The organism is Clostridium sp. BL-8, assembly GCF_002006495.1.
In the GTDB taxonomy this organism is placed as follows: domain Bacteria; phylum Bacillota; class Clostridia; order Clostridiales; family Clostridiaceae; genus Clostridium.
On record NZ_LZZL01000110.1, the window covers coordinates 1 to 15,184 of the forward strand.

18 protein-coding genes are annotated in these 15,184 nt (G+C 29.7%); 1 reads left to right on the forward strand and 17 read right to left on the reverse strand.

The genetic code is table 11. The features are described from left to right. Positions 1-197 precede the first annotated feature (197 nt). Positions 198-731: a GNAT family N-acetyltransferase gene (locus CLOBL_RS24140; protein ID WP_077861348.1), complete on the forward strand. Its 534-nt coding sequence runs from the start codon at positions 198-200 to the stop codon at positions 729-731. A gap of 342 nt (positions 732-1,073) precedes the next feature. Here CLOBL_RS24140 and nadC read toward each other — a convergent pair whose 3' ends face one another. From nadC to CLOBL_RS24210, 17 genes are all read right to left on the reverse strand, one after another. Beyond that, positions 1,074-1,910: a carboxylating nicotinate-nucleotide diphosphorylase gene (gene nadC, locus CLOBL_RS24145; RefSeq protein WP_347472975.1), complete on the reverse strand. Its 837-nt coding sequence runs from the start codon at positions 1,908-1,910 to the stop codon at positions 1,074-1,076. Then, a complete protein-coding gene (locus CLOBL_RS24150; RefSeq protein ID WP_077861350.1) occupies positions 1,888-3,195 on the reverse strand; it encodes an L-aspartate oxidase in 1,308 nt (435 codons plus the stop codon). The genes nadC and CLOBL_RS24150 overlap by 23 nt, the downstream gene beginning before the upstream one ends. 11 nt (positions 3,196-3,206) lie before the next feature. After that, the gene (gene nadA / locus CLOBL_RS24155) at positions 3,207-4,136 is read right to left on the reverse strand and encodes a quinolinate synthase NadA (RefSeq protein WP_009168632.1); all 930 of its coding nucleotides are present in this window, start codon (positions 4,134-4,136) and stop codon (positions 3,207-3,209) included. A gap of 315 nt (positions 4,137-4,451) precedes the next feature. Then, on the reverse strand, positions 4,452-5,387 hold the full coding sequence (gene cysK / locus CLOBL_RS24160; RefSeq protein ID WP_009168631.1) for a cysteine synthase A: 936 nt from the start codon (positions 5,385-5,387) through the stop codon (positions 4,452-4,454). A gap of 378 nt (positions 5,388-5,765) precedes the next feature. Continuing rightward, positions 5,766-6,788 (reverse strand): spore photoproduct lyase, encoded by a 1,023-nt coding sequence (splB, locus tag CLOBL_RS24165; RefSeq protein ID WP_077861351.1) that lies wholly within the window; start codon positions 6,786-6,788, stop codon positions 5,766-5,768. Between the two features lie 134 nt (positions 6,789-6,922). Then, positions 6,923-7,435, reverse strand: a complete 513-nt coding sequence (locus CLOBL_RS24170) for a hypothetical protein (RefSeq protein WP_077861352.1) — start codon at positions 7,433-7,435, stop codon at positions 6,923-6,925. A 561-nt stretch (positions 7,436-7,996) separates the two neighbouring features. Further along, complete coding sequence (locus CLOBL_RS24175; protein ID WP_077861353.1) at positions 7,997-8,965, reverse strand: DUF2167 domain-containing protein; 969 nt, start codon at positions 8,963-8,965, stop codon at positions 7,997-7,999. Between the two features lie 774 nt (positions 8,966-9,739). Further along, positions 9,740-10,114: a hypothetical protein gene (locus CLOBL_RS24180; protein WP_077861354.1), complete on the reverse strand. Its 375-nt coding sequence runs from the start codon at positions 10,112-10,114 to the stop codon at positions 9,740-9,742. A gap of 294 nt (positions 10,115-10,408) precedes the next feature. Then, positions 10,409-10,831 (reverse strand): transposase, encoded by a 423-nt coding sequence (locus tag CLOBL_RS28695; RefSeq protein WP_347472976.1) that lies wholly within the window; start codon positions 10,829-10,831, stop codon positions 10,409-10,411. Then, positions 10,828-11,052 carry a hypothetical protein gene (locus CLOBL_RS28700; protein ID WP_242953909.1) on the reverse strand — a complete coding sequence of 75 codons (225 nt, stop codon included), beginning with the start codon at positions 11,050-11,052 and terminating at the stop codon, positions 10,828-10,830. The genes CLOBL_RS28695 and CLOBL_RS28700 overlap by 4 nt, the downstream gene beginning before the upstream one ends. After that, complete coding sequence (locus CLOBL_RS24190) at positions 11,022-11,492, reverse strand: hypothetical protein (RefSeq protein WP_077861355.1); 471 nt, start codon at positions 11,490-11,492, stop codon at positions 11,022-11,024. Before CLOBL_RS24190 ends, CLOBL_RS28700 begins: the two co-directional genes overlap by 31 nt. 513 nt (positions 11,493-12,005) lie before the next feature. Beyond that, on the reverse strand, positions 12,006-12,323 hold the full coding sequence (locus CLOBL_RS24195) for a hypothetical protein (protein WP_077861356.1): 318 nt from the start codon (positions 12,321-12,323) through the stop codon (positions 12,006-12,008). A 6-nt stretch (positions 12,324-12,329) separates the two neighbouring features. Beyond that, positions 12,330-12,656 (reverse strand): hypothetical protein, encoded by a 327-nt coding sequence (locus CLOBL_RS24200; RefSeq protein WP_077861357.1) that lies wholly within the window; start codon positions 12,654-12,656, stop codon positions 12,330-12,332. A gap of 58 nt (positions 12,657-12,714) precedes the next feature. After that, on the reverse strand, positions 12,715-13,011 hold the full coding sequence (locus CLOBL_RS29195) for a hypothetical protein (protein WP_347472972.1): 297 nt from the start codon (positions 13,009-13,011) through the stop codon (positions 12,715-12,717). Next, on the reverse strand, positions 12,992-13,585 hold the full coding sequence (locus CLOBL_RS29200) for a transposase (RefSeq protein ID WP_347472973.1): 594 nt from the start codon (positions 13,583-13,585) through the stop codon (positions 12,992-12,994). The genes CLOBL_RS29195 and CLOBL_RS29200 overlap by 20 nt, the downstream gene beginning before the upstream one ends. Positions 13,586-13,731: 146 nt before the next feature. Continuing rightward, the gene (locus CLOBL_RS29205; RefSeq protein ID WP_347472974.1) at positions 13,732-13,938 is read right to left on the reverse strand and encodes a hypothetical protein; all 207 of its coding nucleotides are present in this window, start codon (positions 13,936-13,938) and stop codon (positions 13,732-13,734) included. Between the two features lie 258 nt (positions 13,939-14,196). Further along, a complete protein-coding gene (locus CLOBL_RS24210; protein WP_077861358.1) occupies positions 14,197-15,036 on the reverse strand; it encodes a tyrosine-type recombinase/integrase in 840 nt (279 codons plus the stop codon). Positions 15,037-15,184: the final 148 nt, after the last annotated feature.

The window sequence follows — 15,184 nt, forward strand, 5'->3', positions numbered from 1 at the left end:
ATTCTTATATTCTTATATTCTTATATTCTTATATTCTTATATTCTGGGCATTTTAACTTATCCTTAATCAAAGTAAAAGTATATAACTTCAGTATTTGCATGTATTATTTTTTACATAAATACAATTATGGTATAATATGCATAATTGTAGATTAAGACGATCATTATAGATATTAAGTATAAGTGGAGGTACCTTTATGAGTAGTGTTATATATAGAAAATTAACATTAGAAGAGTGTCAGTGTATAAATGAAATGAACCCATCTCAATATATAGGAAAAGCTTGGAGAGAAGTAGATGGAAAACGCCAATTAGTAGAAATAAATTACCAAGATTGCGACTGGCCGAATGGTTATGAATATCACATCAGCCATTTAAAAGAAACTGTTTTAAATAAGGGAAGTGCAATTGGTGCTTTTAATAGCAATAATAAATTATTAGGCTTTGCAACAATTAATCGCCAGTTCTTTGGTGAAATGCATAATTATGTTTTATTAGACCAATTGTTTATAACATTAGAATGTAGAAATGAAGGAATAGGCAAAAAATTATTTATGCTTTCTGCAAATGTAGCAAGAGAATGGAACGCAGATAAAATTTACATTTGTGCTGGTTCTGCTGAGGAAACAATTGCATTTTACTTTGCAATAGGATGTAAAGAGGCCGAAGAAATAAACAAAGAACTATATGAATGTGACACAAGAGATTATCAATTGGAATTCTCTTTATAAACATAATTAGTATTTAAATGTAGTTCACAACATTCCTAACTGGTGTATTATATATATAAATTAATGAATAATATATTCTTCTTAAACTTTTCTATCCATCTATACTAGAAATCACATACATATTTGTACAATCGGAATTTGAAATTGAGCTGTTTCAAAGTTTCTTAACGGGAGATTGTTCCAATTGTTGCTTATCCTTAACCTGTGTGAGTAACATGCAGAAATGGATGCGAGCTCCCATTTATGACTTTCCAGCGAAAATTTCATAAGTCCGCTAAAACAAATATGTATGTAATTTCGGTAATTGTTGCATAAATCTAATTCTTGTTTTAGATATATATATTAAACCAAAGTCAAATTCTTCATACTTAAATCAAGTATTTTTGCAGAATGCGTTAAAGCCCCAACTGATATATAATCTACTCCTAATTCTGCTATTTTTTTAATATTACTTAATTCCACGTTTCCTGAAAACTCTATTAAAGCCCTTTTATTTATAAGCTCTACTGCTTCTTTTGCTAAACTTAAACTCATATTATCAAGCATTATTATATCAGCTTTTGCTTCCAATGCTTCCTTTACCATTTCAAGATTCTCAGTTTCAACTTCAATCTTTCTTACAAAGGAGGAATTCTCTCTTGCAAGCTCTACAGCATTTTTTATTCCTCCAGCCGCACTTATATGATTATCCTTAAGCATCACTCCATCAGATAAATTAAATCTGTGATTGCAGCCTCCCCCAACTTTCACTGAATATTTTTCTAAAATTCTAAGATTAGGTGTTGTTTTTCTTGTATCTAATAATTTCGTATTTGTTTGACATATCTCTTGAACAAATTTATTTGTCAAGGTAGCTATTCCACTCATTCTTTGCAGCAGATTTAATGCTAATCTTTCTCCCATCAATAAATTTCTAGTGCTTCCCTTTAAAAAAGCTACTTTTTCTTTTGGAAAGACTTTATCTCCATCGCCTTTATAAAATTCTACTTCTACATTCCCTAATATCTCAAATACCCTTTTAAATACATCAAGCCCTGCAATTATGCCTTCTTCTTTGCATAACAATTCCACAGTTGCTATGCTTTCTTCGTTTATAATTGAATTAGTTGTTATATCTTCATTTGGAATATCCTCAATAAGTGCAGCTTTTATTATCTTATCTACAACTAAGTAATTGATCATCTAATATGCCACCTCTTTCTTTTATAAGTGCTTTTACAAGCTCTTTATTCTCCATGGATATTTCTTCTACAGATTTATTTAAGTTATCCACAGTTAAAACTTTATTTTCCATTTTATCCACAATATCGTTGATAAATTTTGCAGCTCTTCTTGAAAATACAAGCCCTTCAAGGAGCGAGTTGCTTGCAAGCCTGTTAGCTCCATGTACTCCTGTACAGCTTGTTTCACCTACTGCAAATAAATTTTCCATAGAGGTTTTCGAATTCAGATCTACCTTTATTCCTCCCATAAAAAAATGCTGAGCAGGTGAAACCTTAATATAATCCTTTGTAATATCATTTCCTCTCTTTAAACATTCTTTATAAATAGTAGTAAATCTATTTTTTATATAATCCTCTCCTAAAAATCTTATATCTAAATTCACATAAGGCGTCTCGGTTTCCTTAATTTGCTCATATACAGCTTGAGATACCACGTCTCTTGGCAAAAGTTCATTTATAAACCTTTTTCCATATATATTAGTAAGGATTCCGCCTTCCCCTCTCAAAGATTCAGATATCAAGAATCTCCTTTGATCTTTTTCTTCCTCATAAAAGGCAGTTGGGTGAATTTGAATATAATTTATATCTTCTAATTCTATATCATGTTTCACTGCAGCTGCTATTCCATCTCCAGTTAGAATTCTCTGGTTTGTTGAATTATTGTACAAGCCACCTATGCCTCCAGTTGCAAGTACTAGAGCCTTTGCATAAATATTTATCTGCTCATTTTCTCTTATAAGTACTGCCCCAATGCATATACCTTCTTTTTCTATAATATCAATAAAATAAGTATCTTCATAAATATTTATATTGTCTTTCTGTTTTACTTTTTCAATTAAGATTTTCGCAGTGCTTTCTCCTGTATTATCCTTTGTGTGAACTATTCTATTTAAGGAATGAGCGCCTTCCTTTGTATAATTTAAACTTCCATCCTCATCTCTATCAAAATAAAGCCCCATTTCTATAAGCTTATTTATATTTACTCTTGATTCAGATGCTAAAACTTTAACAGCTTCTAAATTGTTCTTATACTGCCCCGCTTTTAATGTATCTTCAATATATAAAGGAATGTCCTCTTCATCTCTGGCAACCGATATTCCTCCTTGTGCCAAATAAGTATTGCTGCAATCTATTTTGTCCTTGCATACAACTAAAACATTTAAATTATTATTTAAGTTTAATGCACAATATAGGCCTGATACCCCTGAACCTACTATTAATACATCAACAAATTTATTCATATATAACCTTCTTACTTATTTACAGCCTCTAAAGATCCTAGTTTATGCATATTTTCTAAAGATCTTAGAGCCTTTATTCTAGTTTCTTCATCTAAGGTTATTTCGTTATTCATGTTTAATAGGGCATCATATATGTTCTCAAGGGTTGTCTTCTTCATATCCTGGCAACATATTCTATCTCCAGGAATGAAAAAACTTTTGTTTGGATTTTTCTTCTTTAGTTCATGTAAAATCCCTTCTTCTGTTCCTATGATAAATTCACTTCCCGTATCTTTAGTTGCATAATCTATTATTCCGCTAGTACTTCCTATATAATCTGCCATATCTCTAATTCCTTTTGGACATTCAGGATGAACTAGTACCTTAGCATCCTTATGCTCTGCTTTTACTTTTAATATGTCTTCCCTGCTTATTTTGTTATGGCATCTGCAGAATCCATCCCATAATATAAATTCTTTATCTGGGAAAAACTCCGAAACATATTGTCCTAAATTTCTATCTGGTAAAAACATAATCTGTTTATTTTCAACATTTTTTAATATCTTTAAGGCACTTGAAGAAGTTACTGCTACATCACAATGTGCTTTTACGTTGTAAGTTGAATTTATGTAACATACAACATAGGCATCAGGATATTTTTCTTTAAGTTCTAGTAACGCCTTACCACTAGCCATATCTGCCATTGAGCAGCCAGCACTAGGACATGGCATTAAAACTGTTTTCTGCGGAGATAGTATCTTTGCACTTTCTGCCATAAATCTTACTCCACAAAACATTATAACTTCCTCGCTGCAATCTCTGGCTACTTCACTTAAATAATACGAGTCCCCTACAAAATCTGCTAATTCTTGTATGATTCCTGGCTGATAATAATGAGCAAGAATAACTGCATTCTTCTCTTTTTTCAGTTTTAATATTTCGTTTACTAAGTCTGCCTTCATATTTACACTTCTTTCCGATTCGTATTACAAGTGTATATACACCTGTAACTTTAATTATATCAGAATTTTTTTTATCTTCAACTTAATTAATTACTTAATGCCATATACAATAAAAAGTCTCTATGCTACTTCTCAATTGTTCATTGTAAATTGTCAATTAAAACCTGCCTAGCTCCTTATTTTATGAATTTTCCAGTCTAATATAATTCTATAACTTTCCATGCAAATAAAAAAAGGTACTGTGCTAATTTCTGGCACAACACCTCTAATACTTATATATATTTAATGATTCTTTAATCTCTTTACAATCATATTTTATTTTTCTTCAAATAAAGCTGTTGATAAGTAACGTTCTCCTGTATCAGGTAATAATGCTACTATTGTCTTTCCAGCGTTTTCTGGACGTTTTGCAAGTTCAGTTGCGGCAAATATAGCAGCTCCTGAAGAAATCCCAACAAGTAATCCTTCTTTTTTAGATAACTCTCTAGATCCTGTAAATGCATCTTCATTTTTTACTGTTATTATTTCATCATATATTTTAGTGTTTAAAACATCTGGAACAAATCCTGCACCAATGCCTTGTATTTTGTGTGGGCCTGATTTACCTTCAGATAATACTGGTGAATCTGCTGGCTCTACTGCTACAATCTTAACATTTGGATTTTGAGATTTTAAATATTCTCCAACACCTGTTACAGTTCCACCTGTTCCTACACCTGCAACAAATATATCAACTTTTCCATCTGTATCTTCCCAAATTTCAGGTCCTGTTGTATTTTTGTGTATTTCAGGATTAGCTGGATTTACGAATTGTCCTGGTATAAATGAATTTGGAGTTTCACTTGCTAATTCATCAGCTTTAGCAATTGCTCCTTTCATTCCTTTAGCTCCTTCTGTTAAAACTATTTCTGCACCATAAGCTTTTATAAGACTACGTCTTTCTACACTCATTGTTTCCGGCATAACAATTATAACTTTATAACCTTTTGCAGTACCTACAGATGCAACTCCGATTCCTGTGTTACCACTAGTTGGTTCAATTATTACTGATCCTGGCTTTAATACGCCTTTCTTTTCAGCATCTTCAATCATAGCCTTTGCAATTCTATCTTTAACGCTTCCTGCTGGATTAAAATATTCTAATTTAGTTAATATAGTTGCTTTCAAATCTTTTCCTGCACTATAGTTTGCTACTTCTAATAATGGTGTTCTTCCTACTAATTCAGCTAAATTCTTATATATCTTTGACATTTAAACCACTCCTTTAGTTTCCGTATAATTCTTATCTGTTTACTATGTTATTAGTATATTCCTCCATATTCACATAGTCAAGACTTTTTTAGATAATTCTTATAATTTTTATATGAATTAATTCTTATGTGATTTAGAAAATCTATTATAAGAAGCTTACTATAAAATCCTATTATCTTTAGTATTATAACCAGCAATTTTATTTTGTATGAAAAATTAGCAGCTATAATGCAAAAATAGTAGCCTTGTGCCAGTATTACTTTTAAAATATAACTGTAAACTTCTGTATTTCTAAAGTTCACAGACATATTCTATAGCAATTTAGCGCAAAACTACTATCCTGATTAAGATATAGCTTACATCTAACTTCTTACAAATTTATATAACATATTTAATTTCCTTATTTACAAATAGTCTCTCTATCTCACTTATAAAAAATTCCTTCATCTCATCTAAATTCTCTTTTTGATATACATACTTTCCATATCCGAATTGACCATATTTAAACTTACGTTCCTCATCATTCATTGGTAACTTGGTTTCTGGAAATACCTTAAGGATTATATTTTTAGCTGTACTCGTGTATCTATGAGATATTATTTCAAAGGTCACAGGAAATTTCAAATCCTTTGGAAGTCTATTACTTAATTTTAGTAACAAATCATGATATTCTTCCTTCCAATTTGGATATATAAATACAGGTGCAATTAAAAAACCTATAGGATATCCGGCCTCGGCTGCTTTAATGCTTGCTTCTATCCTTAAATCACGTGAAGCTGTTGCATGCTCATATTGATCTATAACATATGAAGTATTAATAGTAAATCTCATTTCTGTATGACCATTATGTTTTAAGTTAAGTAAAGAATCTACATCATCATATTTAGTAACAAACCTAAACCTAGCATTTTCATTGCTCCCAAAAAACTCTATAGCTCTTTCTAAGGAATGAGTATATGGTTCCACAGGAACAGGATCTGATGTAGCAGCTCCTTCAAATATAGTTATATCTTTACCTCTCTCACTCATATACTTTTGAGCCTGAGCAAGGATTTCCTCAATATTAACATGAACTTTTACAAATGGCTTATCACCGAGCTTTGTATTCAAGTAACAATATTCACATTGTCCAATGCATCCAGATACTAATGGTAACTGATAATGGGCTGATGGTTTGCAGGATTGAAATTTTAAGCTTTTCTTTATTCCAACAACCAAGGTCTTTTTCCCTTCCCTATATTGAGAATAAAAATCCTCTCCTGGAATGTGCTGCTTCAATTTATTAGAAGTCAAATTAATAATTTCAATATCCTCTTTATCTTTAAACTTATTTAAAATATTTCGAGCTATTTCATAATTCAATGAATCCTTTTCAAATATAATTCTTTTAGGTATAAACATCTTTTCATAAAAATCCGCATAAAATATGCTGATTTTAACTCCTTCCTTTGCTTTATTGTATTTTTCATATAAAGCTAGTATTAGCTAAAAATCATGCTGTTTATACCAAAGATTCATTTTAAATATTATTTAAGCTATTTAATATTGTTTTTTGTTCTATACTTATTAATTTGCTCTTTAAGCTTATTTATATTTGGTTTTCTATCAATATATATCTGCTTTTTATCATTACTCTTGTAGATAATAGGAATTGCCTCTCCCTCTTTAAGAAATTCTAATTCACCTGAATGAACAGTTGCTATTACTTCTCCATTGAACTCAGCACCATCTTCTTCTAAAATAGTAAGCTCAAATTTTACTTCTGGTCGTTTCCTTATATAGTTTCCTGTCTGTGTTGATTTTTTAATAATTCCAACACTTTTTACCCCGCCAGCAAGAAGTTTTCCATACTTTACTTCTCTAATTATCATTATTATAAGCAGTGCTATTAAAGGAATAATTAGAATTAATGCTGGAATCAGCAGTGGTAAGGCTGTTTTAATCCCTCCCTGATTTACCTGAGAAAGAAAGTTTTTCCCAATAATATAAAAACTAAATACAGTAGCTATCAGAATTAAAATTGTTGATAAATAATTATTCTTTTTCATATTCGTTCTCCCTTTTTTATGTTAACGTTAAACATTCTATGTATTCTACATCTCTTTTATAAAAAATATCTAGAATTTTAATTAATTATATCATAAATACAAGAATTGAGTATTGTTATTTATTAGCTAGTATATCAATATAAGAATCATCTTATTCTTGTACTTAAATGGTATTTCTAAAAGCGTCGCTTAATTTTTACTTTTACTACTACAGCTATCCGTAAGAAATAATCAGCGTAATTTAATCTAATTTTTCATTATAACCAGAAAGAATTAACAAATAAAAATAAGGTAGTCTGTTTTCTAAACCACCTTATAAATTCTATATTTTAGCCTTGAGTAACTTTAATTTCTTTTCCTGATATATCAAAATAGCGTAAATTATTAATTACAAATTCTTTAAATATACCTTCGAACACTTTTACATTTCCATTTGTTAATGATATATTATTATAGACAATTTTTTATCTTATTTAAAATAATTATTATTGCATATATGTTAAAAGGCTATAGATTTATTTAATCTATAACCTTTCATCATCTATTTAAAAATATCTATAACTAATTAGATTCCTCTTGCGAATCAGATGACGTTGAAGCTATTTCATTCTTTGCATCCATTTGAGGATTCTCATTAAACTCAATTTCATTTGAATTCAAATTAGTACTATTGTTAATCTTAGATCTTCTCCTAAATATACCTGCTATCTTTTTAAATACTCCTCCTATACCAACTATAATTAATATCCATATCTTTTTAAGTACAATAAGTATCTTAGCGAATATACCTAGTTTTGCTACTCCTGCACCACCTGCAATTAATGCTGCTAATCCTCCTACTTGAGCCACTTTATCTCCTTTTACATAATCAATGTATCTGTTACCTTCTTTATAAGAATACTTGCTAACTATAGTTTCTAAATTAGGTTTAGCCTTTTCCATTTCATCCTTATCTGCAACCAATGTGACTTCTGTTACTCCTCCACGGCCCAAAATTCTCACATTATAATTAATTATTTCTCTACCATCACTTTTAGCTAACACTGACCAAACCAAATTATGTGTATTAGAGTCATAGTGTGGCGTCTCATCCCATCCAATTATGTCTAAGGTAGACTTTCCACTTTTTACTCTTTCCTTGTTATCTTCTTCTGTTCCATCTTTTATCTCAGATAATAATTTGTCTGCATCTATTTTATCTGCATCATTATCTCTAACATATCCCATATCATCAAACTCAAATAGAACATACCAGTTTTGAGTATTGTCTTTCGAGAACACTATGCCCTGTTCCTTATTAGTAACAGTATTATCCATTTCCTTCATTATTTCCTTTGCATCTTTTCCATCTGCAAAGACATAATCACTAGGCAAATCCAACTTTGCTAAATCACTTCCAATATCCACAGTCTTTGGACCTTCAATCCAAGTTATTTTTGATGCGTCTGTTGAATCATCTGCAAATGCACCGCCTTGACTCAGAAGAAATGTTATTAAAATAACTAATATTGATACAATTTTTTTTAACATGTATTTACCCCCATCTTGTACTAAAATCAAAATATTTTTTAAAAATCCCCCTACACTTTTTTCTGTTTTTTTATTTTCCCCCTAATAAATGAAATTTTTCATCATCACCATATATTATACGTTTTTTATAAAATATGTATATTATACAAAAGTATAGTATTTTAATAATTCGCACCAAAAAACACATAATTATGTACTAAATTAGCAAATAGGTAGATCGTTGATATTACTAGCTTTTATATTTACAGAATCATTTGCGTTTTTCTATTTTGTTTTTATTAAAATAAAATAGACTAACAAAGTAGATAATCCTCTAAAATGTTAGTCTTTATTTTTATAAGTACATTGTATATGCATTGTTATTTTTAGGAGTATTTTTTCTATAGCTGAATTTCCTTAAAGCTTAGAGACCTATACTATCAAGTTATTTATTTCACTAGATTTCTTACATCCAAAATAAATATTATAAAGAAAGCCATCAATAGATTCTCATAAAGCAAAACACCTTTTCATATTTTTATCTTATCTTGGTATCTACTTTATTGTACCACTTCCATCATAGTATCTATATTAATTCTTAGTCATGGATACTAAGTTGTCGAATACAATATCATTTTTCCAAAGGTTATATACAATTAAATTTGATTTATGTAAAAATAAGATATATAGCTTATGATTTAGCCATATATCTTATTAAATTATTATCATAGAAAGTTAGTTGCAGTAAGAATTTTATATATTTGATTTAGTGATATTTATATTTAAAAATAAATCCTATATTCCTTCCTCATACCTTTCATTGCTATATTTCATTATCCACCCATCCTCCGTATATAATTCTCCAGGCAATCCATCACTTACTTCTTTTATATTATTAGATACATCTCCAGCACTTATTTCTACATTAATCTCATCATTTTCCTCAATCATAACAAGCATATTATGTAGACTTAAATCTACAATTTTAGGTATTAGCCATTTTAATGATTCTAATTGACTTTCACTAAAACTCGAAACTTTCTCCAATATGCGCTTTGCCGTTACCCCATTCATTTTCCCACTTAACATCATATCCATTGAATGTATAGTTCTATCCCTAACATCTGATATTAATATCTTACCATACTCATTCAAAATATCTTTATCCAACTTAAATCATCCTTTCATTTTATTTAATGTGAGCAATCTAGCTGTTGCTATGATTATACAGAAATTTATAAATATTTTCCATTAGCTCTTGCTTGAAAATATCCAATATTCTAAAAATAGATAGACTTTCCCCTTACCCCAAAATTATTTCTTCCATATTATATTTTTTACTTTTTATGTACCATAAAAAATCAATTCAGATTTGCCATTCATTAGATATAATCCTTTTAATAAAAGTCGTACAATTTCTCGTTGCGTTAAAAATTGATTTCTGAGCCTCCTAAATAGAAATAATTACATTATGTTTGATGCAATAAATATCAAATAAATTACTGCTTCAACTGCTTTGCCACCATGTACAAAGCAATGTTCTAAGCCACATTCTTTTTTCAGATTATTAAAAATAGAATTTTCAATGTCCCAACGTGCTCTTATTATTTTGAATAAAGTCTTAAGTTTCATATCCATACAAGTTGTTATAATCATGATTTGTGACCTCTTTTTATTTTGATATTTCATTGTATACTTCACAAATCGTAATGGTTCTAATACCTTGTCCATAGTAAATACCGACTCATATGCCTCAATTTTTTCAAAGCCTTTTTCATCTATCCAAACTTCAACTATCTCTGACTTATTTACCTTCTTTTTAACATCTTTAATGCTGTTATTATTGTTATTCTTTGTTCTTACAATTGCATCAATACCCTGTTCTATGCATGATTAATCCAAACAGAATTACAGGCAAGAGCATCATAAACTACAACTTCAATTAAACTTTTATGAACGCTTACTACATCTGTAAGCAGTCTTTTTGCTACATTTTGTTCTCCTTCACCCTTTGATGCAGAATCTTGTCCTACCCTATAATTCTCAAAGTCAATAACAAGCTTTGGCCCATCTCCTACTATTGCATTACGGCTCCACTGTGAAAACAATGAGTTTTATTCCTCAAACATTCTGGACAACTTTTCTTATTACTTCCAAAGAATTTCGTTCCATCTATAGCAGCCACTGTATATCCATCAATTGTTCCATTTTTAAAAACTTTATTTTCTACTGCCCTTTTTATTATATATTCATTTATTTCTTTCAAACCTTTAATATCAATGACTTTAAGAGTATCTCTAATAGCATCGACCAGTAGTAGCCTTGTACCCCTAGGAAATAGTTTGCTGAATTCATTATTTTTAATCATCAGATTTAATTCATTAAAACTTTTTATTCTAAGTAAAAAGCCTAAAAGTACAAGTGTTACAACCTTTGTGGTATCATATGTAGGATTAATTCTTCCATCTGTTAATTCATTTAATCCATCATCAATATTATAAACATTCTTCATATATTTTACTAATTTTGCAAAGTAATTTTTTCTCAATTACAAAACCTCATTTCAGTTAATAGCTTAACAAAAATGAGGCTTCATTTATAGTGAAAATTCTCCGAATTTGATACACTTTTTAAATTTCTAAAAACACTAGTGATATCAATGGATTTAAAATTTAGAAGCTAAACTGCTGATGTCCTATTGCATCCAAGTTAGACCTTAGAAAGAAAAATTCCAACAGATACCTTTACAGCATCCATTGGAATTTTGATATTAGCTTGAATCAAACATCAAAAGAAGATTTTACAGTATATCCTATATTTTCTATAGTAACTAGCATTGAAACCTCTTTTTGATGGCTGTTTGTTGTTTTTAGAGTATTTTTTTGATGTGGTAATCTACAAACTTACTACAGAATTATTATTATGCATCTAAATTTATTTCTGGAGACCATTTCAAACCTATAAGTTTCAAACCCTTTTGGTTACACCTTAATTAGTTTAGAATATTGCATTGAGTTTTACAATTATTCTGCAGTTAGAATTATATGAATCAAGCACATAACTAAAAATCAAAAGGGTCTGAACACTCAAAATCTTCTTCATTAAGACTTTGCTTTTCATTAATCATGCTCAAAAAATACTCAATTGTATCTTGCAATGCTTGTTCAATAGTTTCACCATGGCCAACTCCAGCGAATGCACATCCCTCCTCATCTTTGAGTTGAAGATTTGTATATCCTACATATTTACCATTTTGTCTTTCGTAAACTTTAACTTTAAATTTACCATATGGTGTCTTTAGTGTTTCAGTAACATTAAATTCTCCAACACACTTTTCAATATTGCCTATTCCTTTAATTTTTATATTTCTCCATTCCACTTTCTTCTACCTCTTTCCAAATGATATTATAGTTCCATCAGGTGCTAAATCAATATATTTTCCATTCTTGACATACCTTATTGTACCTTCAACAGCTCCATCAACACCATACTTCTTAGCCCCTCTTAGATTTTGCATAAAACCTTCAGCTTTCCTCATATATTGTTCAACACTTGTAGCACCAACTTCACTTGCATGCTTATCAAAATGATATGCTAAAGAATCTTGTGCAGAATCAAAACTGCCTTTACTCCAAGAACTTACATCTGTTGCTTTGTCCGTAAGCTCTTTGGATATTTCTTTCCATGCATCTTTACTTACCCCCTCAATCAAATGAAAATTAATAAAAGTTTAAGGTGATAGTTTTAACTACCACCTCTAATATCTGATTTCACCTATACTCCATAACATATTCTGTCTTGTTTTTCATCATCCCGTATATTATGTTTACAAGCCTTCTCATAATGCATATTAAGGCTGGTACTTTTGATTTTGACTTTCTCTCACCTGTTTTCCTTAAATAATAGTCATATAATATTGGATTTCTTGGCTTTCCAGTATTTTTTGTTAATTGAACTTGTTGCTTAGCAAGAAGAAACAAAACACCATTAAGCCTTCTATTCCCTTGTTTGCTCTTAACATCTCTGCCTTTACCTGCTGAAGAAAAATTAGTAGGAGCAACCTGCATACTTTGCTAATTTATCAGCACTTTCAAATCTATTAATGTCACCTATCTCCGCTATTATTTGAGATGCAGTAACGATTCCTACACCTGTCAGTGTTTCTAACTTATAATCAAGTTTAGATATTATCTTCTTCATATGGCTTTCTAATTCTTCAATCTCTTCCCTACAAAATCTTATATATCTAACATAACTTCTTACAAGTTCATCCCTATGCTCTTGATATTCTCTAAAAGTATCTCCATCTCCTGCTATAAAACTTAAAATACTTTCTGCTTTCTTTGTTGAACAAGAATTATTACTCGCTTCTAGCAAAAATTCTTTTAATTCTTTAGTAGTTATATTTTTCAATTTGCTTGGTGAAGGATACTTTTCCCAAAATGCCAAAGCAGTTTTTCCTTCAATTTCAGCAAAAAATTTCTTATAACTCGTATAACTTTTTGTCAATTGTTCATGTAGTTGTATTTTTGTTATAGATAATGATTTTACAATAGAATCTCTTCTATATACAAATTGTTTTAAAGTCCAATATAAATCATTCGGATTTGCTTCCTTTAAAATATCTATTTTCTTTACCAATACCTCGGCTATACACTTTGCATCCCAAGTATCATTTTTAAGCGTAGTATAGGATAACTTTTTCTTTCTGATGAAGAATATGAAGGATTAACTTCTTTTACAATATATCCATTTTCTTTTAAGAAAACTGCTAAACTTCTTCCATTTCACCCAACATCTTCAAGTCCAAATATTAAGTTTAAGTTTTCGGGAATTTTTTTCTTTAATTCCTTTATAAATTCTGGGTACACTGAAATTTTACTTTCAAATGTAAACTCTCCCAATACCCTTGTCCACCAATCTATAACAACAGCAGTATGCTGTTCTTTGTGAACATCAACACCTATAAATGCATAATTTGCCCCATCATCCATAATCAACACTCCTTTAGAAATTATATTTATATTAACTCTTCATGAAATGTTGGCAACCTCAATCACAGCGTTAGTTACATGAACTTGCAAGGGGGCAACAGCCTATCCATTTCCTGAAAAGCAATTAACTTATGTTCTTGCATTATACAAATGCTTTTTCTAATTTCAAGAAATGAGTAAACTTTTTTATTAAATTTTTCTAACTTAAATAAATATCTGTTATTTCTACTCTAAAATATTCTAATTCTCTAGAAACTTTTAACCTTGCACTATAATCATTAAATCTTTTTGGGTTAATTCCCTATATCTTCTTTGAGAATAAGCATGTCTTAAACCATGAAATGTTAATGATTTATCGCTATTTCTAAATTCCTTATTGTGGTTATAAATAAATACTTGCAAATTATTTATAACCTTATGTGTCTTTTCTTCTTTATTGATAAATACCTTTTCGCCAGACTTTGTTTCTTTATAAAGTCTTTCAACTAGTTCCTTATTACTTAAAGGAATACTCCTAATTAACCCACCCTTACCATTTACAGTTAGAAAACCTTTTTCTAATGCATCACCTAATTGACTCTTATCAAGCCTTGCAACTTCATGTACTCGAAGTCCATGTGAATATGACAAATTTACCATATCAGCATACCTGAATTCATTCTTGTTATTAGCATATTCAATAAACCTTTTAACTTCTGTATCATTCCATGCTTTATTGCTTCCTATTCTATCTTCTCTAGTTCTAGGCAATACCCCTAATTCTTTATTGATAGATAGTTTTTTACTGTCACCACCTCTTACATCTGCAAAAAATCTTATTGCAGATAGATTAGTAGTAATATAAGATTTAGAATAACCACTTTCCTGCATTTGCTTAACATATGCTTGTAAATGCTTATTTTCTATTTTGTTTAAATTCTGCTTTTTAAAAGTTTCCGCTAGAAACTTAGCAAAATGGTTCATTCCATCTTCATAACGATATCTCGTCTTGATACTGCCTTGACGAGTATGTCTAAATACCTTATCTATTTGTTCATTTAAATTCCTATATATGTTCATCGTTTTTTCATCCATGCTAAAATTCCATTTATCATTCATAAATACCGCACCCTCTCTAGGTTTGATATTATTATTCAAAATCATATTAATAAATTTCAAGTTTTTTATAAATTATTTTTAATAATAAATAACGCTCAATTGCAATAACAAATTGAACTAATTTCTATTTATGACTTAAACATTTGTA